Origin of the sequence: Labilibaculum manganireducens, assembly GCF_963665805.2 — a bacterium.
In the GTDB taxonomy this organism is placed as follows: Bacteria; Bacteroidota; Bacteroidia; order Bacteroidales; family Marinifilaceae; genus Labilibaculum; species Labilibaculum manganireducens.
Genome location: NZ_CAXXEE010000003.1, coordinates 2,465,559 through 2,489,902 on the forward strand (window position 1 = coordinate 2,465,559; position 24,344 = coordinate 2,489,902).

The 24,344-nt window shown below is 34.3% G+C and carries 19 protein-coding genes; 15 read left to right on the forward strand and 4 right to left on the reverse strand.

Features of this window, described 5'->3' with window-relative positions; all coding sequences use genetic code 11:
* The 15 genes from ACHZAX_RS09485 (at nucleotide 1) to ACHZAX_RS09555 (ending at nucleotide 18,450) form a co-directional block, all read left to right on the forward strand.
* Nucleotides 1-993, forward strand: a complete 993-nt coding sequence (locus tag ACHZAX_RS09485) for a helix-turn-helix transcriptional regulator (protein WP_320018921.1) — start codon at nucleotides 1-3, stop codon at nucleotides 991-993.
* Between the two features lie 31 nt (nucleotides 994-1,024).
* Complete coding sequence (locus ACHZAX_RS09490) at nucleotides 1,025-2,578, forward strand: AAA family ATPase (protein ID WP_320018922.1); 1,554 nt, start codon at nucleotides 1,025-1,027, stop codon at nucleotides 2,576-2,578.
* 1 nt (nucleotide 2,579) lies between these two features.
* Complete coding sequence (locus ACHZAX_RS09495; RefSeq protein ID WP_320018923.1) at nucleotides 2,580-3,656, forward strand: hypothetical protein; 1,077 nt, start codon at nucleotides 2,580-2,582, stop codon at nucleotides 3,654-3,656.
* A gap of 73 nt (nucleotides 3,657-3,729) precedes the next feature.
* Nucleotides 3,730-5,547, forward strand: a complete 1,818-nt coding sequence (locus ACHZAX_RS09500; protein ID WP_320018924.1) for a type I restriction-modification system subunit M — start codon at nucleotides 3,730-3,732, stop codon at nucleotides 5,545-5,547.
* Nucleotides 5,547-6,887, forward strand: a complete 1,341-nt coding sequence (locus ACHZAX_RS09505; protein WP_320018925.1) for a restriction endonuclease subunit S — start codon at nucleotides 5,547-5,549, stop codon at nucleotides 6,885-6,887. Before ACHZAX_RS09500 ends, ACHZAX_RS09505 begins: the two co-directional genes overlap by 1 nt.
* Before the next feature lie 3 nt (nucleotides 6,888-6,890).
* Complete coding sequence (locus ACHZAX_RS09510; protein WP_320018926.1) at nucleotides 6,891-9,884, forward strand: type I restriction endonuclease subunit R; 2,994 nt, start codon at nucleotides 6,891-6,893, stop codon at nucleotides 9,882-9,884.
* 113 nt (nucleotides 9,885-9,997) lie between these two features.
* A complete protein-coding gene (locus ACHZAX_RS09515) occupies nucleotides 9,998-10,663 on the forward strand; it encodes a hypothetical protein (RefSeq protein WP_320018927.1) in 666 nt (221 codons plus the stop codon).
* Nucleotides 10,664-11,040: 377 nt separating this feature from the next.
* Nucleotides 11,041-12,303 carry a hypothetical protein gene (locus tag ACHZAX_RS09520; RefSeq protein WP_320018928.1) on the forward strand — a complete coding sequence of 421 codons (1,263 nt, stop codon included), beginning with the start codon at nucleotides 11,041-11,043 and terminating at the stop codon, nucleotides 12,301-12,303.
* 649 nt (nucleotides 12,304-12,952) lie between these two features.
* Nucleotides 12,953-14,236: an AAA family ATPase gene (locus ACHZAX_RS09525; RefSeq protein ID WP_320018929.1), complete on the forward strand. Its 1,284-nt coding sequence runs from the start codon at nucleotides 12,953-12,955 to the stop codon at nucleotides 14,234-14,236.
* A gap of 3 nt (nucleotides 14,237-14,239) precedes the next feature.
* Nucleotides 14,240-14,839 carry an RloB domain-containing protein gene (locus ACHZAX_RS09530; RefSeq protein ID WP_320018930.1) on the forward strand — a complete coding sequence of 200 codons (600 nt, stop codon included), beginning with the start codon at nucleotides 14,240-14,242 and terminating at the stop codon, nucleotides 14,837-14,839.
* A gap of 228 nt (nucleotides 14,840-15,067) precedes the next feature.
* Complete coding sequence (locus ACHZAX_RS09535) at nucleotides 15,068-15,289, forward strand: DUF2188 domain-containing protein (RefSeq protein ID WP_320018931.1); 222 nt, start codon at nucleotides 15,068-15,070, stop codon at nucleotides 15,287-15,289.
* Between the two features lie 52 nt (nucleotides 15,290-15,341).
* Nucleotides 15,342-16,430 (forward strand): hypothetical protein, encoded by a 1,089-nt coding sequence (locus ACHZAX_RS09540; protein WP_320018932.1) that lies wholly within the window; start codon nucleotides 15,342-15,344, stop codon nucleotides 16,428-16,430.
* An 11-nt stretch (nucleotides 16,431-16,441) separates the two neighbouring features.
* Entirely contained in the window at nucleotides 16,442-17,113 is a 672-nt protein-coding gene (locus ACHZAX_RS09545; RefSeq protein ID WP_320018933.1) for an STING domain-containing protein, read from the forward strand.
* Between the two features lie 428 nt (nucleotides 17,114-17,541).
* Nucleotides 17,542-17,763 (forward strand): DUF2188 domain-containing protein, encoded by a 222-nt coding sequence (locus ACHZAX_RS09550; RefSeq protein ID WP_320018934.1) that lies wholly within the window; start codon nucleotides 17,542-17,544, stop codon nucleotides 17,761-17,763.
* A gap of 15 nt (nucleotides 17,764-17,778) precedes the next feature.
* A complete protein-coding gene (locus ACHZAX_RS09555; protein ID WP_320018935.1) occupies nucleotides 17,779-18,450 on the forward strand; it encodes a hypothetical protein in 672 nt (223 codons plus the stop codon).
* 660 nt (nucleotides 18,451-19,110) lie between these two features.
* Here the strand turns inward: ACHZAX_RS09555 and ACHZAX_RS09560 are convergent.
* Genes ACHZAX_RS09560 through ACHZAX_RS09575 form a run of 4 tightly spaced genes read right to left on the reverse strand, consistent with a single transcriptional unit; the run spans nucleotide 19,111 to nucleotide 24,312 of the window.
* Complete coding sequence (locus ACHZAX_RS09560; protein ID WP_320018936.1) at nucleotides 19,111-20,226, reverse strand: SGNH/GDSL hydrolase family protein; 1,116 nt, start codon at nucleotides 20,224-20,226, stop codon at nucleotides 19,111-19,113.
* A gap of 10 nt (nucleotides 20,227-20,236) precedes the next feature.
* Complete coding sequence (locus ACHZAX_RS09565; RefSeq protein WP_320018937.1) at nucleotides 20,237-22,144, reverse strand: FAD-dependent oxidoreductase; 1,908 nt, start codon at nucleotides 22,142-22,144, stop codon at nucleotides 20,237-20,239.
* 21 nt (nucleotides 22,145-22,165) lie between these two features.
* Nucleotides 22,166-23,341 (reverse strand): n-acyl-d-glucosamine 2-epimerase, encoded by a 1,176-nt coding sequence (locus ACHZAX_RS09570; RefSeq protein ID WP_320018938.1) that lies wholly within the window; start codon nucleotides 23,339-23,341, stop codon nucleotides 22,166-22,168.
* Between the two features lie 35 nt (nucleotides 23,342-23,376).
* Nucleotides 23,377-24,312: a DUF4434 domain-containing protein gene (locus tag ACHZAX_RS09575; RefSeq protein WP_320018939.1), complete on the reverse strand. Its 936-nt coding sequence runs from the start codon at nucleotides 24,310-24,312 to the stop codon at nucleotides 23,377-23,379.
* Nucleotides 24,313-24,344: the final 32 nt, after the last annotated feature.

The window sequence follows — 24,344 nt, forward strand, 5'->3', positions numbered from 1 at the left end:
GTGTCAACCAACAAAAATGCAACAATTCGATACCAAGCTTTGGATAAATGCTTCCGAAATCCGGGTGAACAATATTATATTGAGGATTTAATAGATGCATGTAATGAAGCATTGTTGGATGTTGCCCCCAACTCTACAGGAGTTAAGCGTCGACAAATCTATGATGATATAAAATTCATGCAAGATTCTAAAGGGTTTGACGCTCCTATTGAATCAATAAAAGATGGTCGTAAAGCTTTTTATCGCTATATCGATTTAAGCTTTTCAATTAACAGTCAGCAATTAAAAGAATCTTTGCTAACACTTTCAAGATTTAAAGGTATGCCCCAATTTGAATGGGTCGAAGAAATGAAAGCCCGATTAGAACAGACCTTCCACTTAAAGACAGAAGATAATATATTAAGCTTTGAAGAAAATCCATACCTAACAGGGCGTGAACACATTGGAGATATTTACAGTGCAATCGTTAATCAAAGGGTTTTAAAGATTACATATAAACCGTTTAAGACAAACAAAGAATTAACTTTTGAAATCCACCCATATCATTTAAAACAATTCAACAACCGCTGGTTTTTATTTGGTTTAAATAGCGAATATCAAAACCTTACTAATTTAGCACTCGACCGCATTCAAGAAATAGTAAACAGTAAATTAAAATACATACAAAACTCAAATATCGATTTTACGGAATATTTTGAAGATGTGATTGGCGTTTCAGTTAATGATAGTCTTAAGCCTGAAAAAGTGGTTTTAAAAATAAATGAAGAATTGCTCCCATATATTGTTTCCAAGCCCATACATGGCTCACAGAAGCTTAAAAAAGATGATGCCGGAGAAGCATTGATAGAATTGCAGCTTCAATTAAATTATGAATTAGAATCACTACTTTTCTCATTCGGTGAGAAAATAGAAGTATTAAAACCTGAAGTTCTTAGAACTTTAATTGCGAATAGAATAAAAAAAATGAATAAAAAATATTTAACCTGTGAATAATGATTGCACAGGTAGCTAATAATATTGCAGTATGAAAAAAATAGGATTTAAAAACTTTAGGCGTTTTGTTGAACTTGCCCCCCTTGAATTAGGCGAAATTACATTGATGGTTGGTAAGAATAATTCTGGGAAATCAACATTAGTAAAAGCCCTGCTACTGGTTCTTGATTATTTACGAAACCAACAAGGAGAGACTTTTTCATTTGCCAATGAATCCCTTAACGATGCAAACATCGTAACTTTTGAAAGAGCAAAATGCAAACTTCAAAACGAACCAACTATTGATTTCTCCTTTGAGCTTGAAAACTATCAAATTGAAATTTCAATAAACGGTGAAGATAAATGGACTTTTGCCGATGTAAGTAAAATTATCATTCGAGATACAAGCATCTCACTTGAATTAGTAATTGATTATTTAACAAAGACAGTTCGTATTTCAAAAGAGACACAAAAAACAAGTGAAACATTTGATGTTGGAACGGTTAAGAAAGAGCTACGAAAAAAAATTGCTCAACAAAAAAAGGAGCTTGATGGATTAAGTAAAACATCAAGAGAAGGTTTAAGTCTTATTAATATTATAAATACACTAAATAAAAAACTGGATGAACTTGATTCCCGTACAATTGAGGATGACAGTACCGATGTAGAATATAGACTGGAATATCCTTTAAAAGACTTCTCAACAACTTCAACCGAGGAGAGTATATTTGAAGAAATAGTAAGCGATTTTCTATCCAGAAACTATGATTTAAGAGTATTTTATATTGGAAAACGTGAAGAAACCTCGACGTTAACAGATGAAGAAAATGAGCAGTTCGAACAAATTAACGGCATCGATGGTGAAAAAAACAATATTAAAGATTCAATAACAAACCTTGTTCATCTTCTCAATACTAAAAAAGTCTTCTATTTAGGTGCAAATCCATCTAAACAATCTGCACTCTTTAACCTACGTGATAAAGAAAACGCTCTAGCACAGGCAATTCATCAGTTTTACCAATTAAAAATTCAACCGGGTGACCCTGAATATCTTTTCATTGAATATTGGATGAAAGAGTTTAATATTGGAAATTCTTTTGAAATTGAATTTATTTCCGGTGAAGCTTATGAATGTTACATTGTCAATGGTAAAGTAAAAACTCATCTTGCTGATATGGGAATGGGGTCACTTCAATTAATGCAATTACTGTTTAGAATTGCGACAATGATTCGCATTTATAAGAAAGAAACTAAAGGCATTAATCTTATTGTAGAAGAACCCGAATTAAACTTACATCCATCTTTACAAAGCGAACTTGCAGATTTCTTCTTTGAAATAAATGACAAATACGGAATCAAATTTATCATAGAAACCCATTCGGAGTATATTATTCGCAGAACACAGGTAATAGGTTTGAAGAAGGGCTTGTTTATCGACCAAGAACTAAATCCGAATCCTTTTAAAGTATACTATTTCCACCTTTCAGAAGGTCCGTACCCAATGAATTATACCGATGAAGGTAAGTTTGACAGGAGTTTTGCTAAAGGCTTTACCAATGTTGCAACGGATTCTACCAAAGAAATGTTGAAATTAAACAGAAAGTAGTATGCTAAAGATATTTTCAGAAGTTTCAGCAATAGAAGACATATACGTCTCCGACAATTACCCAAATTGGCAAAAAGTTATCGGTAATCAGGCGAATATTTATTTAAACATCGACCAAGCTAGTTTAGTTACTGCACTGGATGGTGATGACGATGAAGAAAGTATTCTATTTATGTGGTATCACGAAAATGATGCAGCTAAAAGGCCTGAAGCATTGGGTGCCCAGTTCCAATATGCCAATAATGAAGAATTGATGATTGATGAACCTTATGGTATATTCATATTAGATGTTTCTGAAGAAAAGGCAAATGAATTAAGCATGAAGTATGGTATACAAATATATTCCGCTCAAAACCTTGTCGATATTCAGGACTTTGAAATAGATTTTGATTTCGAAGAAAATGAGACAATTCAATGTCCAGCAGGTAAACTAAAAGGTTTTCAGTTTGTATTAGACTCCTTCAAATCGGAAAAATCTAATAGTACTATTATAGTTGATAGAAATCTATTTTCAAATGAAGAGAAAAGCCTAAACCTTGGTATTGATAACATGATAAGATATTTTGATACTATCCTGCCTACAACACTGGATGCTCCATACGAAATTTTGTTTGTTACAGAAAACTCAAGGAATTTTCAACTAAAGCCTAACATTAGGGATAGAGTAATCAAAGACCTAACAAAACATATCGTACAATTAAGAGAATACTACATAAACATTGAGGTTTTATTGGTTCATAGCTCAACAGTTATTTTTAAACATACGCATCAACGTCGTATCTTAAAAAATTATCATTTTGGTAATTCTGAACATGGTTTTGCAATATTTTCAATTATTAATCCAGAAAAAATCAAGAATGACAATGATTTTAATTTACAAGCTCATTATCATTCACTTTTAAAAGAACAGACTGGAATAATATCTATAAAAAAGCGTAATAAGCTATTTAATAGACTGATGGAAATTAAAACAGAAGCTGAAAAACAATTAAACAAACAAGGTCAGAACGATAGGTACTATAGGCTGTTCCTCAATGGTGATGAATCAACAGTGATAACTAATCGCCTATTAAATTAACCTATGCGCCTCCATTGCACACATTAAAACTATATTTGCATTGTCAACGAAACAAAAGAAATCGAATCAAAATATGAGCAACGAAGTAAATAACAATAACAGCAAAGTGGAAGTAGGATTCATTTGGCAAATCACCAATGATGTCCTTTGGAATGCTTTCAAGAAAAATGAAATTGGCGATGTGCTGTTACCCTTTGTAGTTATTAGGCGTTTAGATTGCATTTTAGAAGCTGTTAATGAAAAGGTTCGTACATCTTACAACAATTTTCAGGATAAGGTAGCAGAAGATAAACTCGACCCTATTTTACGCAAGGCTGCTGGTGGATTAAAATTCTACAATACATCAAAGCATACATTAATTTCATTGAAAGACGACCCACGGAATATTGAAATTAACTTCAACAATTATTTGAATGGTTTTAACCCTGATGTAAGGGATATTCTGGAAAACTTCCAATTCGATAAAATAGTAGCTCGTTTAATTAAAAACAAGTTGTTGTACGAAATGATTGATGCCATCTGTAAGGTGAACCTAAACACCGATAAGATTGACAATCATGGTATGGGATATGTTTTTGAGGAACTGATTCGTATATCAAACGAACAAAGCAACGAAACCGCCGGGGAACACTTTACACCTCGCGATGTAATTGCCCTGATGAATGCCATTGTTTTTGCACCTGAGAAAGAAGAATTAACTCAACCCGGAATTATCCGTACAATTTATGACCCTGCTTGTGGTACGGGTGGTATGGTTAACTTGGGTAAAAAATACATCGAAGAAGTGATGTTTGGCGATACTACTCAAAAACCTACCATTAAAACCTACGGGCAAGAAATCAATGAACAATCTTTTGCCATTGCCAAATCAGAAGCACTAATTACAGGCGAAGAAGCCAACAATATTAAATATGGTAATTCATTTTCCGACGACCAGTTTGTTGGTAAGCATTTCCATTATATGATGGCAAATCCACCTTACGGTGTTACATGGAAGAAAGACCAAAAATACATTCAAAACGAAGCCTTAAACCCTGCTGGGCGTTTTTATGCCGGATTGCCACGTACCAGCGATGGTCAGTTGTTATTTGTGCAGCATATGATTTCTAAAATGGAGCGTGAAGGCAGTCGGATTGGAGTAGTTACCAATGGTTCTCCCCTATTTACTGGTGATGCCGGTAGTGGTGAAAGCGATATACGCAAATGGATTATTGAAAACGACTGGTTAGAGTGTATTGTTGCTTTACCCAAAGACCTTTTTTACAACACGGGCATTAATACTTTCATCTGGTTTATCACCAACAAAAAAGCACCACACCGCAAAGGCAAAGTGCAATTAATAAATGCTGCTGCCAATATCGAAAAGGGAACCAACGGCAGTAAAAAGGTAGAGTATATTTTTGCCAACCCCATGAAAAAAAGTTTGGGCAACAAACGTAACAACATGGAAGAGCAATTCATCGCCAATGTTACCGACATCTATAACAATTTCGAGGAAGGCGACTATTGCAAAATATACGATAACGACCATTTTGGTTATTACCTGTTAACCATTGAACAACCCTTAGTGGATAAGAAAGGAAAGATACAAACCGATAAAAAAAGCAATCCAAAACCTGACAGTAAAAAGCGTGACAAAGAAAGTGTACCCTTAACAGATGACATTGAAGGGTATTTCGAAAGAGAAGTATTACCACATGTTCCTGATGCCTGGATTGATTTTGATAAAACCCGCATTGGATACGAAATCAACTTTACTAAGTATTTCTATCAATTTAAAGGTTTAGATTCATCTGAAGTTATTGCGGATGAAATTAGATTACTTGAAAAGGGTAATCCAGAAACCAAGGAAAAAGGAATTATTGACCTAATAAACGACCTGTTGGGATAATGAAAAAATACGATAAATATAAAAAATGTAGTATTGATTGGATTAGTGAGATTCCTGAAAATTGGAATACTCTAAAACTCGGAAGGTCATTCTCAAATATTGGTAGTGGAACTACTCCAAAATCAACCAATCCAGAATATTATGAAAATGGTCAAACAAACTGGTTAAATACAGGAGATTTGAATGATTCATATATTAATGAGACGTCAAAAAAAATCACACAACTTGCACTTAAAGACCATTCAACATTAAAGGAATACCCTGTTGATAGTATAGTAATTGCTTTATATGGAGCTACCATTGGTAAACTTGGTCATTTAAAAATGCCTACAACAACTAATCAGGCATGTTGTGTAATTTCAGAAAGTGTCAAAATATCTCAACGATTCCTATTCTATTACTTCTTAGCTGCACGCGAATATATCATCTCTAAATCTTATGGTGGTGGACAACCAAATATTAGTCAAGACCTAATAAGACAATTATATATCCCTGCGCCAAGTTCTTCTGAACAAAAAACAATCATTAATTACCTCGAACACCTTACCACCCAAATCGACACCCTAATAGAAAAAAAAGAGCTACTCATTGAAAAGCTAAAACGACAACGTCAGGCAATTATTAACGAGGCTGTTACCAAAGGCTTAAACCCTGTTACGCCAATGAAGAATAGTGGTATTGAGTGGATGGGAGAAATACCAGAGCATTGGGTATTTAACAAAATGAAACGAAATACCTATATGAAAGGGCGCATAGGTTGGCAGGGATTAAAGCAAGAGGAATTTATTGATGAAGGTCCATATTTAATAACTGGCATGAATTTTAAAGATGGAATTATTAGATGGGAAGAAGTTTATCATATCACACAAGAGAGATATGAGCAGGCGCCAGAAATACAACTAAAGAAAGGTGATGTATTAATGACTAAAGATGGCACTATTGGGAAGCTATTATATGTTGATTATTTGCCAGGTCAAGCAAGTCTAAATAGTCATTTGTTAGTATTAAGGTGTTTGGACGGTACTTATTTACCAAAGTTTTTATACTATCAATTAATGACTGATTTATTCCAAGAGCACATCGACCTTCATAAAACTGGCACAACATTTTTTGGAATTACTCAAGAAGCGGTTGGGAAATATCAAATGTTATTACCACCTATCATTGAGCAAGATGAGATAATTAAATATATTGAAGAAAAGAATAGTTTATTTGATGAGCTTATTTTTAAAAGTGAAAGCTCTATCGAGAAACTTAAACTCTACCGTCAATCCATTATTTCGGAAGCAGTAACGGGAAAAATTGATTTAAGAGACTGGAAGCAAACAATTAATAATTAGCGTATGGCAACAGGAACATCCGAAATACACTTTGAAGCACATATCGAAAATTATCTTGTAAATGAGGTAAAGGAATACCATGTTGTTTCTCCATCGGAGTACAATAAAGAATTATGTGTAATCCCAAGCGAGATTATTGCTTTTGTAAAAGATACACAGCTCGAAAAATATGAAGCGTTAAAAGAACATGAAGGTGAAAATGTAGATAAAGCTATTGTAAATAGTGTTTCTAAAAACCTTAGTAATTCGATAACAAATAAAACACTTGGTGTATTACGAAATAAAACAAAAATAAAGGGAGTTTATTTTGATTTGCTATATTTTCAACCCGCTAATAACAAAACACCTGAGCACGAAGCCTGGTATAAAAAGAATCGTTTAGCCATTGTTCGCCAATTACAATACTCCAACAGAAACACAAACGAAATTGATATTGTCCTTTTTATAAATGGTATTCCGGTAGTTACTATGGAGCTAAAGAATGCTCTAACGGGGCAAAACCACCACAATGCCATAAAGCAATATATGAAAGACCGCAATTCGAAAGGAGAAGCTTTCCTTGAATTTAAACGCTGTCTAGTACATTTTGCAGTAGGTACAGAAAAGGTGTTTATGACTACCCAATTAAAAGGAGATTCCACTTTTTTCCTGCCTTTTAATCAAGATTTGGAAAATAGTAACGTAGATGGCTTTGCCACTTCTTATCTATGGGAAGATATTTTGCGTAAAGATTCTTTATTGGACTTAATTCAAAACTTTATTAGTGTTCAGACCGATAAGGATACTTTCTACGATGAAAAAATAAAAGCATTAAAGCAAAAAACATCGACCAAGCTTTTATTTCCACGCTTCCATCAACGCAGAATTGTTAACCGTATGATCGATGCGGTTAAGAAAGAAGGGGTTGGAGGTAAATATTTGGGGCAGCACTCAGCAGGTTCAGGAAAATCAAACAGTATCACATGGTTGGCTTACCGTTTATCAGGTTTTTATCAAAACTACACCGATAATAAAGCCCTGTTCGATTCAACCATTATTGTTACCGACCGTAGAGTTTTAGATAAACAAATTCAAGAAAACATACGCCAATTAGACGATACGCCCGGTGTCGTTGCATACATCGATGAAAGGAAAACAAGTCAGGATTTAAAACAGGCTATCATTGACGGGAAACGTATCATTGTAACAACTCTTCAAAAATTCCCTGTTATTTCCGACACCATTGCCAAATTGCCCAATAAAAAGTATGCCGTTATTATTGACGAGGCACACAGTTCTCAATCGGGTGATGCAGCAGGTCATCTGCGCAAATCTCTTTCTTTGGAAGTTGCCGAAGAGCTGGAATCAAAACATAAAGATTTAGATGAAATTATTGCGGATGAAATAAAAAGCAAAGGAGTACAAAAAAACATTTCCTTTTTTGCCTTTACAGCTACGCCAAAGCCAAAAACTTTAGAGCTATTTGGTACTGTTCAGGAAAATGGTAAGAAAGAACCCTTTGATATTTATTCGATGGAGCAAGCCATTAAAGAGGGTTTTATCCTTGATGTACTAAAGAACTACACTTCGTTTAAACGATATTACAAAATTGTAAAGCGTAGCGAAATACCCGATAAAGAATACGAGAAGAAAAAAACAGTGCAGTTATTGGGTTCGTATGTCGATTTACAAGACCATGCCATTGAGAAAAAAGCCAGAATAATGATAGAACATTTTGTGGCACAAACGCAAAATGAAATTCAAGGGAAAGCACGTGGAATGCTAGTTACTCGTTCACGATTACATGCTGTTCGCTTTAAACGAAAGTTCGACGACATCATGCGAGACATGAAATTACCTTATAGTGCTCTGGTGGCATTCTCGGGTACTGTCCGTGACGATGAAACAGGTGAAGATTACACCGAGGTTAACATGAATAGCCTTCAAGGTAAAATAAGTATTCCAGAGGCATTAAAGTTGCCAAAGTTTCGCTTATTAATTGTTGCCAATAAATTCCAGACTGGTTTCGATGAGCCTTTATTACACACCATGTTTGTGGATAAAAAATTAGGTGGAACAAATACAGTTCAAACACTCAGTCGCTTAAATAGAACTACAATAGGGAAAGACTCAACCATGGTACTTGATTTTGTAAACGACCCGGAAATGGTTCAGGAAGATTTTCAAAAGTTCTATGGTAAAAACTATATGGAAGAAGAACATCAAACCGACCCAAATGCTTTGTATGATGTTCAAAACAAAATAGATGCCTACAACTTGTTGTACGAAAACGAGATTGATGCTTTTGCCAAAATATTTTTCCGTAAAGGTGACAACTACGAGAAATTACAGCCCATTTTAAATGAGGTTTGTCGTAGGTATTTAGATGAATTAGATGAAGACCAGCAAACTGCCTTTAAAGGAGATGCAAAATCATTTGTTAAACTCTATCGCTTTTTAAGTGGTATTATCACTTTTACTGATGTAGAATTGGAGAAGTATTACGTTTTCCTAACCGCACTGATAAAGAAGTTGCCATATGTCAAATCAGGTTTGCCCTTAGATGTATTGGGCGAAATTGAGCTACACAGTTATAAAATTCAGCACAAATATACCACCGACCTCGAATTAACTTCAGGTGATGGAGAAATGGAAGGAATGACACCTGGCGGCGGAGGTCAAAAACAAGAAGAAGAATATGACCTATTAACCCACATTATAAAAATTCTTAACGAAACATTTGGTTTAGATTTAACCGATGATGACAGGGTGGATTTTGAGAATATGAAAAATAGTATCTATTCCAATGAGGAGTTAATGAGTTTCTTCAACACACATAATACCAAAGATAATATTCAGGAAAAATTCAACGAAGAAATTGATGGAGAGTTACTAAACTTCATTAATACCAAACTTGAATTTTACAACAAACTTTCCGAAGACCGTGCCAATACAATGTTTAAACGACTTTGGTTTAATGAATTGTACGACAAAAGAGTGAGAGGAATTAATCTATAGACTTATGTTGGTAATATAGCTTGGTATACAGACATTAAATGGTTTGTCCTTTTAACTTTGAAGCACTTCTCTATTTTTTTATAAAAACAAAAGATCACTTTCAACCAAACAAAATGAATATTGAAAATTTACTCTCAATAATTAAATCTGAAAATAAAGAATTTTTGAAAGATTATTATGACCAAGTTAAATCTGGAATATCTGATTCAAATTCTAAAATGTGGAAATTCATCATCTTTTCCGGATTAATCGTAATATGTTATTTTCTATTCAGTCAAAAAATAATTGCAAATGTAAAACTTAGCTTAATTTCTCTTGATAATCCAGAGATAATTTCCCTTCTAACTCCCCCACTCTTTTCATTGTGCTATTTAGTATCTTGCCTTCATGCAATTAGGCATAGAAATCTTCTAATTCAATATAAACTATTAAACAATTACTTTGGAGGAATTAAACGACAAAAAGATGAACATGACTTTACCAATTATGTACTCCCTGTAAATTTCGTTGATAGTATATTCGATATATTCGCCTCTGTTAACTCCAAGCCAATTTTAATTTTTAATCTTCTACTTTCCATACCCTTTTTCACAATACAAATCCTAGCATTTATTTTCATTTTCCATTGTGTTATTCAAATATGGGATATTGATGGAATTATATATTGGAGTTCTAAAATCCTCACTATTTGGATGGCTGTAATTGTGCTAATTACTAGTGGTATTGCTCAATGGAAGAGCAAGGAGAATAAATTTTTGATAAAATTAAACATGGAGTAATCAATCAGTAAATAAAATCTAGGATAGTACAAATTATCTCTTTTTACCAGCCTTTATGGATATTATGGTACATATGGCTTAACTGGCATTGCCAGCATAATAGAATGAATAAAGATAAGAAAGGGCATCTTGCTGGATAAAGGTATTTATCTACCTTTACATATAGAAAATATTGCGTTACTGAAATTTCTCTGCGGAAAAAACGACCAATTTTAAGCAATCAGAGAAATGGACGAGTGAACGCACCAGGGTATGGTGTGTTCCCTTGTTTGTTGTGCTGATTGCGGGTGCTTGGTCGTACCTTTCTGCGGTATAATGATATAGGGGACATGCCTCTTTTTATTTTGGGATGGAAGTGACTCCTAACCCAAAACTATATGAAAGCATTAACCTTAAAAGTCCACGAAAAATTATCTCACCTTTCTCAAGAACAGATCAATGAGCTTTGCCTTAGATATGAAGCCGGAGAAGCCAATAAAAGTTTAATAAAGGAGTTTGAGATTGACACCTATGTTTCCGGCTTGGTAAAACTCTTACCTCCAAAGATTACAAGTGAGAATTGTGTTCATTGCAATAAACAACTTTGGGTACAGCGATCGAAACCAAGTTCATATTCTAGAAATCCTTTTTGTCCTGAGTGTGGGCACGTAAACTCATGGCGTTGTAGATGTGATAATTGTAATGAAGCAGCACGCTTAGAACAAGAGCAAAGAACTCAGAAAGTTTCTGGATTACTAAAGAGTCGGTTTGGTCCATCAGATAATAAAAGACCATTGACTGCTGTCAATAAAGAGGAGTTGATTTACCTTTCAGCTTTTGTTCGCGCTGCCGATAGCGAGAGTTCTTTTTCGAATATCAGTTTCCATAATAGCTCATTTAGGTTGTCTCCGAATAAGTATTTCGATCAAGAAATCATAAATCTTTTAATCGATGCTTCTCTTATATATATGGTCTCCATACCTGAATATTATAGCGAAAGTATTGAATCAGAATCGGACTTAGATACGATCGATTTATTTATGTGTGAATATACTTTGAATATCGTTGATGATAGGCTGGATGGAAAAGGAATATGGCATAGTCTGTATTATCCCCAGTGTGGAAAGATCTCAGAAGAACAACTCAGAGAGGTTTGGATGAAAATTGCATCGCACGAATGTTTAGAATATGTGATTTGTATGGTAGAAGATATCGGGATAAAGTATTGGTACACCGACAAGCATCTGCAACATATCAGAGAAATAGTGAAGAACTTCTCGGTCAGTCAGTTTTATTGTATGTTTTTTAGTTGTTTAAAAACGGCTACATACAATCAATCCAAAAATCATTGGAATAATAGGGAAACTCTCAATAAAAGTGTTGTTAGTACTCTTAAACAATCTGAAAGTGCTATAAGCAATGGTTGGAATGTTAGAAAGTATAATAGAAACAGAAATACAACACGTTCCACAGTAAGCGAAGTCTTCTTCAATCTCTTTTTACCAATCGACCAAGCTGGATTTCATGAGTGTCCTACTACTTTTCAATTTAAAAATGATAATGAACCAATACCAAAGACTGATAAGCAAGAAGAGGACAATGAGTTTAGGAGTATAAAAAGTATTATTGAGGGTTTTGATGATATCCCTCCTTTTGAGTAGATTTCAGGAATGATTTTAATAAGAAGAAAAGCTATGCATAATTTAGATGAATTACTTGAAGGTATAAATGACTCTAATGTTCATGAAGAGTTATCATGGGGAGATCCTATCGGTAATGAGGAGTGGTAATATTTCTTTTAAAATATATGGAGAACTCTCTTTTGTGTATAAACAGCATAAACAAGAGAGTTTTTTTCTTTCTTTTAGTACAGGATTAAAAATACATGTAAACCACCACTCTTTGAAAACTAGACAGTTATATACTCATGTAAACCATACAAACCACAATGTAAACCTGTAACAGTCTGTCCTATAGGTTATTTTAAGACTGGTTTACAGGTTTACAATGAAAAATAAGAATTAATAATAAGTCCAACTGAAATTCATTGTTTTTACAGAAAACTAACCAAAGTGTAAATAGAGATTAACCACCCCACTCCAGACTTAAATTCTAATTAATATATTCAGGATTCTAATGATATTTTGGAAAAAATCCTTTATTTCTTAAGATTCTTTTTCATTCAACACTTACCAATTTTGCATTCTATTTTATTATTGTGTAATTAAATTACAATATTTACAAATATACTTGTGAAAATATTTTTAATTCGCTATATTTGTAAATAAATTACATAAAATACATATAGAGATGATACAAGAGCTAAAAATTAAGAATTTCCTTTCGTTTAAAGACGAGGTTGTATTCAGCTTTGAAGCCACATCAGACACGACACATGAGAATTATTATATTACTGAGATTGTACCTGGTGTGCGATTATTAAAACTATGCATGGTTTACGGTGCAAATGCCTCAGGTAAGAGTAATTTGATTGAATCGTTTCAATTTTTGAAAAATATTGTAGAAAAATTAAGAACCGATAAAAATGAAGGTACATCATTTATTCCTTTTTTATTAAGTAACGAAAAGAAAAAAAACGGAGGATTCGAGTTAACCTTTTACGCAGATAAAACAAAATATGTATATGCTTTAGAGTTGGATTCAGATAAAATAATATCAGAAAAACTGAATTATTATCCTGGAACACAACCTGCAACATTATTTTCTAGAGTTTATAATGAAATATCAGATTCGTCTGAAATCAGCTACGGTTCTAAAGTTAAAATAAATAAAGCTGTAAAAGATGAAATAATTGCAAAGACCTTAAAGAATGTATCATTTTTCGTTGGATATAGTCAAGTCAATTATACTCAGACAGAGATAGAAAAGGCTTTTAATTGGTTTAGTGATCAACTATTAGATTCAATAGATCCAAATATTGGATTAACAGGGTATACCAATAGTGCGGTAAAAAAAGATGAAAAAATAAAGAATTTTGCTATTAATTTTTTAAGAAATGCTCAATACAATATTACCAATATTGAGATTGAGACAGAGTCAGAAGAAATTCCTGAGGGTTTTATTAAAGCGCTTGAAGAATCAAGTATGCCAGAAAGTGAGAAGAAGAAACTAATTAATGAAGGTATCCAAAATCACCATGCTGAATTCGAACACACGGTTAAAATTGGAAATGTAGAAGAAAAACATTATCTCCCAGAATATCTGCAATCCGCTGGAACAATGAGATATTATGGTTTATCGGCTCCCCTTTATAAAGCGTTTACTAATAATGCTTTCTTAGGAATCGATGAGATCGACTCCTCATTACATTCGCACTTAACGAAACATTTTGTTCGTGAATATTTAATGAAGTGTTCTGATCATTCAAATACGCAATTACTTATGACCACACATAATATGGCTCTATTAAATGAAAAAGATTTATTAAGAAAGGATGCTATATGGTTTACTGAAAAACATGAAAATGGATCAACGGATTTGTATTCTATGACTGATTTCGATATAAGAAAGGAATTATCGTATTTTAAAGCTTATAATACAGGTAAATTTGGAGCAATCCCTAATGTAGATTAAAAGATGGGACGACCAATAACACGCAAAAGAAAGCTAAAAAGAGGTGTTGCTGTATTAGGAGATGGTAGAACAGAACAATATTATTTAAAGCACCTAAAAGATATAAAAGGATATAAATATTCGATAAAACCATCATTATTTGATTGTATTAATCTATATGAAGCAGAAGAAATTATTGACAATTTAAAAGAAGATGGTTATGAGTTAATTGTATTTTTCACTGATTATGACACGATTATAAGTCAAGGAAGACTTGAGAACTTTTTGAACTTTAAACATAAATATAAAAAGGATTCTAATGTGCTTATATGTGAATCAATGCCAAGTATAGAATATTGGTTTTTATTGCACTTTATTAAATCAACGAAAGAATATACAAATGCAGATCAAGCATTCAATGATTTAAAAAAACATTTAAAAATCTATAGTAAGAAAATTAAAGATTTAGAAAAACCTGATTGGGTTAGACAACTTTGTGACGATGGCAGAATGGATATTGCAGTTAAAAACTCTTTTGACATATTGAAAGTTAAACTTAACGAAGAAGTCGGTGAACATTTCCCATTCTCAAAAGCACATCTAGGAATAGAAAAATTTGAATAAGAAAATTAACTAATTACGAAATTCTAACATATGAACATATAGATAAAAAAATAAAGAAGAGCTTTAAAATACAAAAGTGAATATCCACCGTTCCGCCAAGATCCAGAGATATTCACTTATTGTCAGACGGATATTGATTTCAAGGAAATCCTCAAACCTTGCTCAGGCTTGTTGTATCCGCATATTTCGTTTGCGAAAATAGAATAATTATTTAAAAATAAAGAAACTATGGGCAAAAATCAACATGTAGTCCCACATAAAAATAAATGGGCTGTAAAAGGTGCTGGTAACAATAAAGCTACTAAGGTTACTAATACGCAAGGAGAAGCTATCGATATAGCACGAGGAATCTCTAAAAATCAAGAATCTGAGCTTGTCATTCATCGCCGAAATGGACAAATCCGTGAAAAAGATAGTCATGGGAAAGATCCGTTTCCTCCAAGAGGATAAACTAAATGTATAACCGAAGAAGGGGAAACTCTCCTTCTTTTAAATCAAAAAGATGATTAAAAATTATAAAGCTCTTTTAGAAAATCAGGAACTCCGAATGAACCCTGATAAAGTTGAATTACGAAAAGCTCTTAAAGATGAGCTTCAACTCACACCCTATAATACAGTACAATATATAAAAAAAGCCATGTTTGGAGTTGAAGAACTCTATACAAGACAGACGGTTGATGCAGGTAATAAGGTGAAAAATCAATTAAGTTCTAAAATATCTAATGTAAGTTTTGAATTTCAAGGATCTGTCATGACCAATACTCATATTCGGGGTTATAGCGACATTGATTTACTAACAATTACAGAAAAATTTCACACTTTCGATAGGAATGATATATCAAAAACTCTAAATCAGCCCAATGTTTATTCGAAATATACACAAAGCCAAATAAATTCCTTAACCATAGCATTAACAGGTGGAGGATATTCGAACGGCCTAAATGATCTTCGAGAATTGAGGACTGATTGCGAATCGACTCTTGGTAGTGTATATAACCGTGTGAATACCTCAAAACCAAAATCAATTGAGGTTGAAACAACTAACCCTAAACGTAAAGTGGATGTTGTAGTTGCTTGCTGGTATAATGATGCAAATTATTATATAAATGGAGACAATATCAATAGAGCTATCCAAGTATTTTGTAAAGGAAAAATGCCAATCTATGATAAAAAATTAGATGCGGATTATCCTTTTCTTAGAATTAAACTCCTAAATGAGAAAGACAATATTGTAAATGGAAGGCTTAAAAGAATGATTAGGCTTTTAAAGACTATAAAATATGATTCTGAACAAGAAATTAAACTATCTAGTTTTGACATTAATGCTATAATTTATGATGTTGACACATGGAAGTATAGTAGTAAAAGTTACCTTGAGTTAGTTCCCATTGTGTATGAGCAATTAAAAAAACTAGCAGACAATTTCTCCTACAGGTACAATCTAAAATCACTTGACGGTAAAGAATTCATTTTTAGAAAAGAGGATCAAATAACAGAGGATTCAGAAAAGAGCTTGTTTTTGAAGGCTTTAATAGATGAGGTAGAGTACCTTCTTCAGGAGATGAGATTATCAATAAGTTTAATCGCCTAAATTAGAAAAATATGAAGTCTATAAAATACACTGGAATTGCTCTTCAAGTAATATTGTATTCATTTACAATAGGCTTAGCAATTATTTGGTTTTTCAAACTTGACACATCATTCGATGTTGAAGCAGGAACTTTTATTCTATTAGGTATAATCTCCCCTTCAATTACCTTTGTTATTAACAAATATTCAAATAAAATTGAAGCTGAAAAATTTTCAACAGCTAATGCTTTGGCTCATGGGTATATCGAGAACTTTGTCGAACCTATAATAACTCAACTACTAAAAAAAGGGAACAGTCCTTCCTTATATATTTATATTCCTGAGAAACTATCTGATTTATACCCAAAAAACATAGATCGAATAAAAGCTAGACTTACGAAAAAAAAATTATCTATTGAAACCAAGTCTGTAAAGCTTAATGAAGGGCGTGCAAATAGAGATATAATGACGATTTCCGGACTTAGCAACGATGTTTATTTTGATATCCCGAATACATTACTAACACTTAATCCTCTGATTGATTTTAGAATAAATTCTCCTAAAAATAACTTAAGTGAGAAAGAAAAGGACGAACTAGGTTGCATGTACATTTTGGCATTTAAGGAAACTGCTCTGAAGTTGATTAATACTAAAGGTTTAAATGATAACATCAAATTAATTGATGAAAATTTACAGTTTAATTAATCAGAAATATTTCACCTTTCAATATAAGACAGATTGTCAAGGTAGTCTGACATTTTTCCCTTTCAGAAGTTCATGCATTCCAATGTTCTAATCGACATTTTGTCAGTTGTTATTAAATAATCCTACTTTATTGTAATCGATAATTGACATATGAAAATTGGCACATAATTTGAGTTGTTAAAAAAAGTTAATTTTTTGAATGCTGAGGAAAAAAAAGGCCGTAGGGTATACGGCCAATAGGAAGGTAATGTTGACGCATTACGTTCGCCAGGGCTCCTCCCCCTGTGTCAGTTATCATGTATCCGAACTGTGTGTCGCAAAAGTAATTCTTTTTTTGTTTTGAACAAATTTAAGTTATTCAATTTGCCATAACTACCCAGAGTAGTTCTACTCTGTTCACCTAGAACATCTAATTAAACTTTTTTTTTATGAAACGTAATGTTCATGTTACGCCCAAAGATGGAAAATGGGCGGTAAAAAGTGCAGGTAGTTCTAAACCAGCAAAAGTTACTACTACGCAAAGTGAAGCCATTAATATTGCAAAGAATATGGCTAAAAGTCGAGAATCTGAATTGCTGGTGCATGGTCGAAATGGGAGAATTCGCCAAAAGAATAGTTATGGTAAAGACCCCTTCCCTCCAAAGGGATAATGAATAATAAATAATATGGAAGAAAATAGAATATCTATTAACCATTTGAGTGAATACCACAATGCACCTAATGGTCGCAAAAGAACAATAGAAAAATTTACAAAGCAAAAATATGAAGGTAATCATCCATTTTGGTATACACTATCAAAGAATAGGATAAAAAAGGCTTTGCAAAATAAATTGGATACCTCATTTATAAGTCAAAGTATTGAGGAGGTGTTAAAGAAGAAAGCCCCAAAAGAATGGCATAGAAAAAACAATTTGGGGAACATCGAAATATTACAACGATTTCTTAAGATGCGATTTTATCAAAACCTTATAAAAATGGGGTATAAAGTAATCTCGACAGATAAAAAATCTATTGAATTAAATGGTTTATTTGTGGATATTAAACCTGACATTATCTTTTACATTGAAGAAAATGGGAAAAAGTATCTTGGAGCAGTTGTTTTAAGATATAATAAGAGTAAGGCTTTTAAACCTATTAATGGTCAGATAGTCGCTGAGGGAATTAAATTGTTTTTAGAACAAGAAATTGCGCAAAAAGGTGATTTAATTTTATCAGACTTTTGTCTTTCCGTTGATGTTTTTTCTGAAACAGTTGTGTCTGCTGCTAAAACCACTAGCACTCATCGGAAAATCGTATATGATTTATGTAAGGATATAAAGGATAAATTAGCATCCTGAAGTAACGTCACTTACATCAAAAGCTATCCAAATGGATAGCTTTTTTTATTTAAGCTCTTTTAACTAAAAATGATAATTATATGTCTCATAATCAATTCAAATGAGTATAATAGTTTACAGGATTACATATTTACAATACATATACCCTATAATTAGCATTTAAATGCAACAAATATTTAATTCTTCATTATCTTGGCGAAATAACTGGCGAAATTACCACCGATGTCATTTTTTTTATTTTCCAGAACGGAAAGAAAAGTTATTTTGAATATTTTTTGTTTCTTATTTACAACTCAAACTACATAAGACACTGACTGCATGAACTAAATTACTTTCTGCATCGGGAAGTAATTCCTGTAGTGTGTGTTCGACAAATAGACACACAATAAAATACAACACGACTAATTGTAAAGAAGCCCTATTTTACTAGTTAAAACAGGGTTTTTTCGTACCAACTATTCTTCATATTATCCTACCACCCTCTCATCGTATGTTATTTTTGTACCCCATTTGTTTTTTTAGTGGAAAACATATATTCGAGGTGTAAATTTCGTGATATAATGAAATAAACTGAAATTGACCTTTAATTTCAAGTTTAGCAGATTTTGTCCTTCGTTAAGATGGATATCCCCAGTTCTACCACTCATCCCCTTCACATTACTATCTAACTCGTTTGAGTTCATCCAACGTATAATTCCAATCCAATACCGTTGACATAAGTGGAATAATATGATTTGCTGTTTTTAATTGTCCCCGATAGGAAGGATGCCAATCGGAACCCAAATCGCTGTCCAAATTGAGCAAATCATTTGGGACACCTAAAAATAGCACATCAGTAGTTCTCATTTCAGTACGAATCGACTCGACTATTTTTTTTGTATACGAATAACAGGGTTCGTTAATCATCGGACCAGCAATGCAGAAAATTTTCACCCCGGGATAGCAATTTCTCAATTTTACAATAAGTTGTTTTCCTGCTCCTATAAAATCAGCTTCATCGGGAAAAGGCTGAGTAGAGAAATCGTTAGTTCCCAAGTTAACTACCACGGCATCAGGATAAAACAAACTTAAATCATAATGTTTCGTTGAATCACCATCAAACAAATAATCAAGGCGTGCTGGCATCGGTTTAATTTTTACAGATAACTTTTGTGTGTCTCCATAATTACGAACCATACCCAAACCAGAATGTGAAATAAGTTGATATTGTGCGCAAAAAGCACGTGCAATAATGGTGGCATAAGACTTTTCGCAATTTTCGGTAGTGGGATTAAAACTCTCCGATTTATCTTTTCCTTCTGCTCCGTAACCACATGTAATGGAGTTTCCAATGAACAAGAGCTTTCGCTCCTGAAATATATCCAACTTCAACAGCGACTCATTTTCCCCTATACAAATCCCCGAAAAACTTACCATTCCCATGTCTGCTTCAGTACGCTTTACCAGTCGAAAATAATGTATGCCCTTCTCTAAATATTCAGGATACCACCAAGTGGTGTCATTTACGGCATGCAGCACCTTCTCAGGTCTGTCGTCAATCCACAAATTAAAATAATTACTGGCTCCACCTTTTATATGAATCCCCAAAGATGATCCGGTAAACCTCGCCGAAACAACGACTCCCGGCCAATTATACCTAGCCTGATCATTCTGCAGTTCCACTCTCCCCATGTAATGAATAAAAGGATCTGTTGCCGGAATATTCTTCCACTTGTTTTGTCCGCTTACAAGCGTAAAAAGCATCATTGCAGTTATAAAAAAATAAATCTTCTTCATCTTATAGTTACTAATTAATAAACTTTCCCAAATGATCAACTTGACGAATTTCAAAAGGATTCAACATCTCATCCAATAGTGTTGCAAATGCAGCTCTGCTCACAGAATCCTGCAATAGAGGTGTTGCCATGCTTTTTGCTTTCAATATCGAATCTGCTTCTTTTTTAAGTCTGGACAAACTCTTTTTACCACAGGTCTGATTGTATTCCTTACCTAGAAGTTGAATAACAGTCAAACATTCCTGATACGAAACAATTCCCCTCTTCAATTTCAGTTTTTCTGGATTTATCCAATCGGACAATCCATCGGACAAAGCCAATCTGCTTACCAAACTATCGGGATAAATATAGGTGTGATTTTCCCACCCAATATTTTTCGCTTCGCCTTTCAATATTCCTGTTGTCCCAATGCGCTGCAATGGAAGAAAGGCTGTAGAATTCTTTTCCAAATCGGAATAAGGCATCAGGTAGGCTCCCGCGTTTAGCAATGCGTTCTGCACATCACGAACGCCAACTTTGGAAGGAGATACATTTGTCTGAACTGCTATAGCAGCTAAGGCTCCTGAAGCCTGACCAATCAAAATACAAACCGGTTGCAGACGGGTTGTTCCGTTTACTATATTGCTAACCGATATTGATTTTTCGGCCACAATGAAATCATCCGTTTCTTTAGGGATCAGTGTTCCAAGTGGCAGAGAATATGAAGGAACAGGATAAAAATGCAGTTCCGGCAATGAAGCCGCTTCTGGATATGCCTGATGATGATGATCAACTGGATAGTCTCCAACTGCAATGCCTGTCCGATATAAAGCGGTTTCCTGTTCAAAAGGTTTTGCCAAATCGTTCACTGTAAATTGAACGATCCCTTTAATTCGTCTTGATTCACGGTAATACGGGATTAATGGGAATCCATCGGTTGTTGGGAATACATCATCTGCAATACCAAGATGTTTATACCCCAATTCTGTTTGTAAATAATACAGATAATTAAGAGTGTAATTTTTCGCTTCCTGTATCGCTTCCTTGCGTTCTTCGCGATCCATTTCGATGGTATTCAGATAATAATCATTGCCTGAAATAGGCCAATTAATCATGTAATAACCGTTGGGTAGCTTTCCGTATTTCATCATAAAATCGCAATCCCACAATTTCCTGCCGATCTTATCTTCTGCACATTTGCCTGCACACGTGCATAAAAATGGACTTGGATCGTATCCATCAGGACGAGGAATGCTTGCATCAACCCAAGTCCCATAATCTTTAAGTATAACAGCATATGTCAGATCCTGAATTATATCGTTGGATTTTTCGGGAGCAATTGCTTCTCCTGTTTCGTACTTCGAATCCATGCCAATGTCGTAAGTAATGCCCACCTGCTTCGCAACATCGCCCAATTCTGTACCATCAATAACAATCCGTGCATTGATTCTATATCGCATACCATCCCTCAGAATGACAGACTCCCACCCCGTGTTTGTTTTTTTTATATTTTCCAACCGAGCTTCCCTTACTACTGTCAGCTTATTTTCTACTTCCGCAAACTGAGAAAGAATCTTCTCTCCTACCTGAGGTTCAAACAATACATTGCTTACCCATCCAGTTTTTACACCTTCAGCTCCTCCGTAATGCTGATACAACGACTGTCTAAATTCCTCCCATAAACCAGAATGCAAGCGATAATTTCCATCAATGGCACTAACACCGGCAGAAGTAAGCATTCCTCCGAGCCAAGGGGTTTCTTCCACAATCATAGCAGACACGCCCATTCGAGCAGCCTGAATACCCGCCATGGTTCCACTGGCACCACCTCCAATGACTAAAACATCGGTGTTGGTAGTTGGTATCTCGGCTTTAGTTTGCGCTTCTGAATTCACTAAACCGAACACAACCAGTACAACCAGAATTGAATATTTTTTCATATAAATCATCTCTTTGTTTTCCTATTCTTTATTTGAAATTGCTTCCAGGCTTTGCCAACACTGATATAAACCACGTGGCACATGAAAACACCCTTTCCATTTTCCGCCTTTAAGCGGAAGTAATACCTCTCCCTGACGGTTCAGATATCCAAACCATTCTGGATGCTTTTCATCTTTAAAATGCATCCATGTATAATCGTGAACTTTCCGGAACCATTCCAAACTTTTTTCAGAGCCAGTCAATTGATAAGCTTTCAACATTGTTATCAGTGTTTCAATGTGTACCCACCACAATTTTTGATCCCACTCCAACTGTTGAGTCGGGTATCCCAGCCGATCAATGAAATAAAAAATGCCATCATGTTGCTTATCCCAACCGTATTCAACCATGCGGATGGCAATATCGCTGGCTTTGGTAATTAGTTTGGGGCGATTTAGGCGAACCCCCAAATCCATGATGAACCACATAGCCTCAATGGCATGCCCGGGATTTAACAAACGACCGTCAAAAGTATCGGAAAGAGTGCCATCTGTATTTAGATTCTCAACAACCAAATCTAAATCCGGACGATAAAACACCTCCATTACTTCTTGAATACAGGTTTCCATGGTTTCTTTCAAAAAATCGGCATCCAGTAAGTGTTCAATCTCAAGCGCCAGATTACACAGAATCATGGGCAACGCAAAATTTTTCAGATTTCTTGTTCCGGGAAACACTTTACTCCATTGTCCCTTGGGGTTATTGGTTTTCGACAGAATAATGTTGAACGTTTTCAGTGCTATATCTGCATACTCCTGATTTCCTGTGGCTTTACTTAACTGACCAAAAGCCATGCATGCAAATGTGTATGAAAAAATATTATAGGGCTCAACCAACGGTTTTCCCTCTCGATTCAACGAAAAATACCAATTTAGATTTCCATCATGACCATATTTTTTGAGAAATTCTGCCCCATGAACAGCAACATCCAACCACTCTTGTTTTTTCTCCAACTTATTGTAGAGCATAGAAAAAAACCAAACTTCGCGTCCCTGCAACCAAATAAATTTATCGGTATCAAAAACTTTACCTTCGCGATCGAGGCAACTAAAATACCCACCAAATTTTTTATCTTGAGAATTATTCAGCCAAAATGGAACAATATTCTCAAGTAATTCAATTTTGTATTGTTCTGCTATGTTTTTAAAATCGTTCACGTCTCTTCCTAAATTTATAATTCTACCTGTAGATGCTATTTCAAACAGTCAAGATATTCCCTGTACCGATTGTATAAATGCCCTGCCTGCAAATAGGCTGACTGTGGGCTCATGAAATGTGAAAACTCAAAAGTTATAGCTTGTTCCATGCCTGCGCGCTTAGCCGCATTTAGCTTCTTCAATAATTTTTCCCATTTAATAGGCAAAAACTTAATTGGCATATCGCGATCGAAAGTCTCTGAATTCGTCCAACTTCGGATACCAGCACTATCAGCCATCTGCTTGTTTGTCATCAGAAACTCATCCAGCTCGTCGAAACTCACATGCCCGTCCTGAAAAGCAACAATATCTACGGCATTTTTTATTCCGTCAAAGATCTCACTCCAATCTTGTTTATGCCGCTGAAGGCTTATTCCTTCGCTCCTATTGGTTTCTGAAGTGTACTGACTGATATTTTTAATCCCGTCAATGTAGGGTGAAATTAAAGTCGAAAGGTTTCCTGAAACCGATTTACAATGATTGCCCAATCCTGAATACATATTAATTATTGCATCAGTTTTGCGACTACATTCCTGAGAAATGTACCATCCTTTAAATGCCTTCATGTGTCCATAAGTATTCCAAACTTCATCAACAAGGACTTTATTCAGATCCAACTCCTTCTGAAAATTACCATTTACCCAATAGCGTCCGGAATCATACAATCCAAAATAAAAATCCATACCATGTTTTTCACTCAATTCCAAAAACAACTGTACAAGATCAACTGATGGTAAATATGCTCCTTCCTGAGTGGTAAGTATTTTCGATGGGTAGGTCAGCCATTTTTGATATCCGCTGCGGATTAAAATGACTGTATTAATACCAATAAGCTTCATGTGAGCAAAATCCTTTTCCCATTCAAGTCTGCCCCAATTCTGATGAGGAATATCATGACTGATTTCATCCAAAAAAGTACCTTTAATCTTCATCCTGTTTTCCTTTTATATTTAATACCTTAATC

Coding starts and splice junctions, on each gene's coding strand:
- ACHZAX_RS09495 (WP_320018923.1), top strand. CDS start 2,580: ATGCTAAAGATATTTTCAGAAGTTTCAGCAATAGAAGACATATACGTC.
- ACHZAX_RS09500 (WP_320018924.1), top strand. CDS start 3,730: ATGAGCAACGAAGTAAATAACAATAACAGCAAAGTGGAAGTAGGATTC.
- ACHZAX_RS09560 (WP_320018936.1), bottom strand. CDS start 20,226: ATGAAGAAGATTTATTTTTTTATAACTGCAATGATGCTTTTTACGCTT.
- ACHZAX_RS09525 (WP_320018929.1), top strand. CDS start 12,953: ATGATACAAGAGCTAAAAATTAAGAATTTCCTTTCGTTTAAAGACGAG.
- ACHZAX_RS09490 (WP_320018922.1), top strand. CDS start 1,025: ATGAAAAAAATAGGATTTAAAAACTTTAGGCGTTTTGTTGAACTTGCC.
- ACHZAX_RS09565 (WP_320018937.1), bottom strand. CDS start 22,144: ATGAAAAAATATTCAATTCTGGTTGTACTGGTTGTGTTCGGTTTAGTG.
- ACHZAX_RS09505 (WP_320018925.1), top strand. CDS start 5,547: ATGAAAAAATACGATAAATATAAAAAATGTAGTATTGATTGGATTAGT.
- ACHZAX_RS09555 (WP_320018935.1), top strand. CDS start 17,779: ATGGAAGAAAATAGAATATCTATTAACCATTTGAGTGAATACCACAAT.
- ACHZAX_RS09535 (WP_320018931.1), top strand. CDS start 15,068: ATGGGCAAAAATCAACATGTAGTCCCACATAAAAATAAATGGGCTGTA.
- ACHZAX_RS09520 (WP_320018928.1), top strand. CDS start 11,041: ATGAAAGCATTAACCTTAAAAGTCCACGAAAAATTATCTCACCTTTCT.
- ACHZAX_RS09550 (WP_320018934.1), top strand. CDS start 17,542: ATGAAACGTAATGTTCATGTTACGCCCAAAGATGGAAAATGGGCGGTA.
- ACHZAX_RS09510 (WP_320018926.1), top strand. CDS start 6,891: ATGGCAACAGGAACATCCGAAATACACTTTGAAGCACATATCGAAAAT.
- ACHZAX_RS09515 (WP_320018927.1), top strand. CDS start 9,998: ATGAATATTGAAAATTTACTCTCAATAATTAAATCTGAAAATAAAGAA.
- ACHZAX_RS09545 (WP_320018933.1), top strand. CDS start 16,442: ATGAAGTCTATAAAATACACTGGAATTGCTCTTCAAGTAATATTGTAT.
- ACHZAX_RS09540 (WP_320018932.1), top strand. CDS start 15,342: ATGATTAAAAATTATAAAGCTCTTTTAGAAAATCAGGAACTCCGAATG.
- ACHZAX_RS09575 (WP_320018939.1), bottom strand. CDS start 24,312: ATGAAGATTAAAGGTACTTTTTTGGATGAAATCAGTCATGATATTCCT.
- ACHZAX_RS09530 (WP_320018930.1), top strand. CDS start 14,240: ATGGGACGACCAATAACACGCAAAAGAAAGCTAAAAAGAGGTGTTGCT.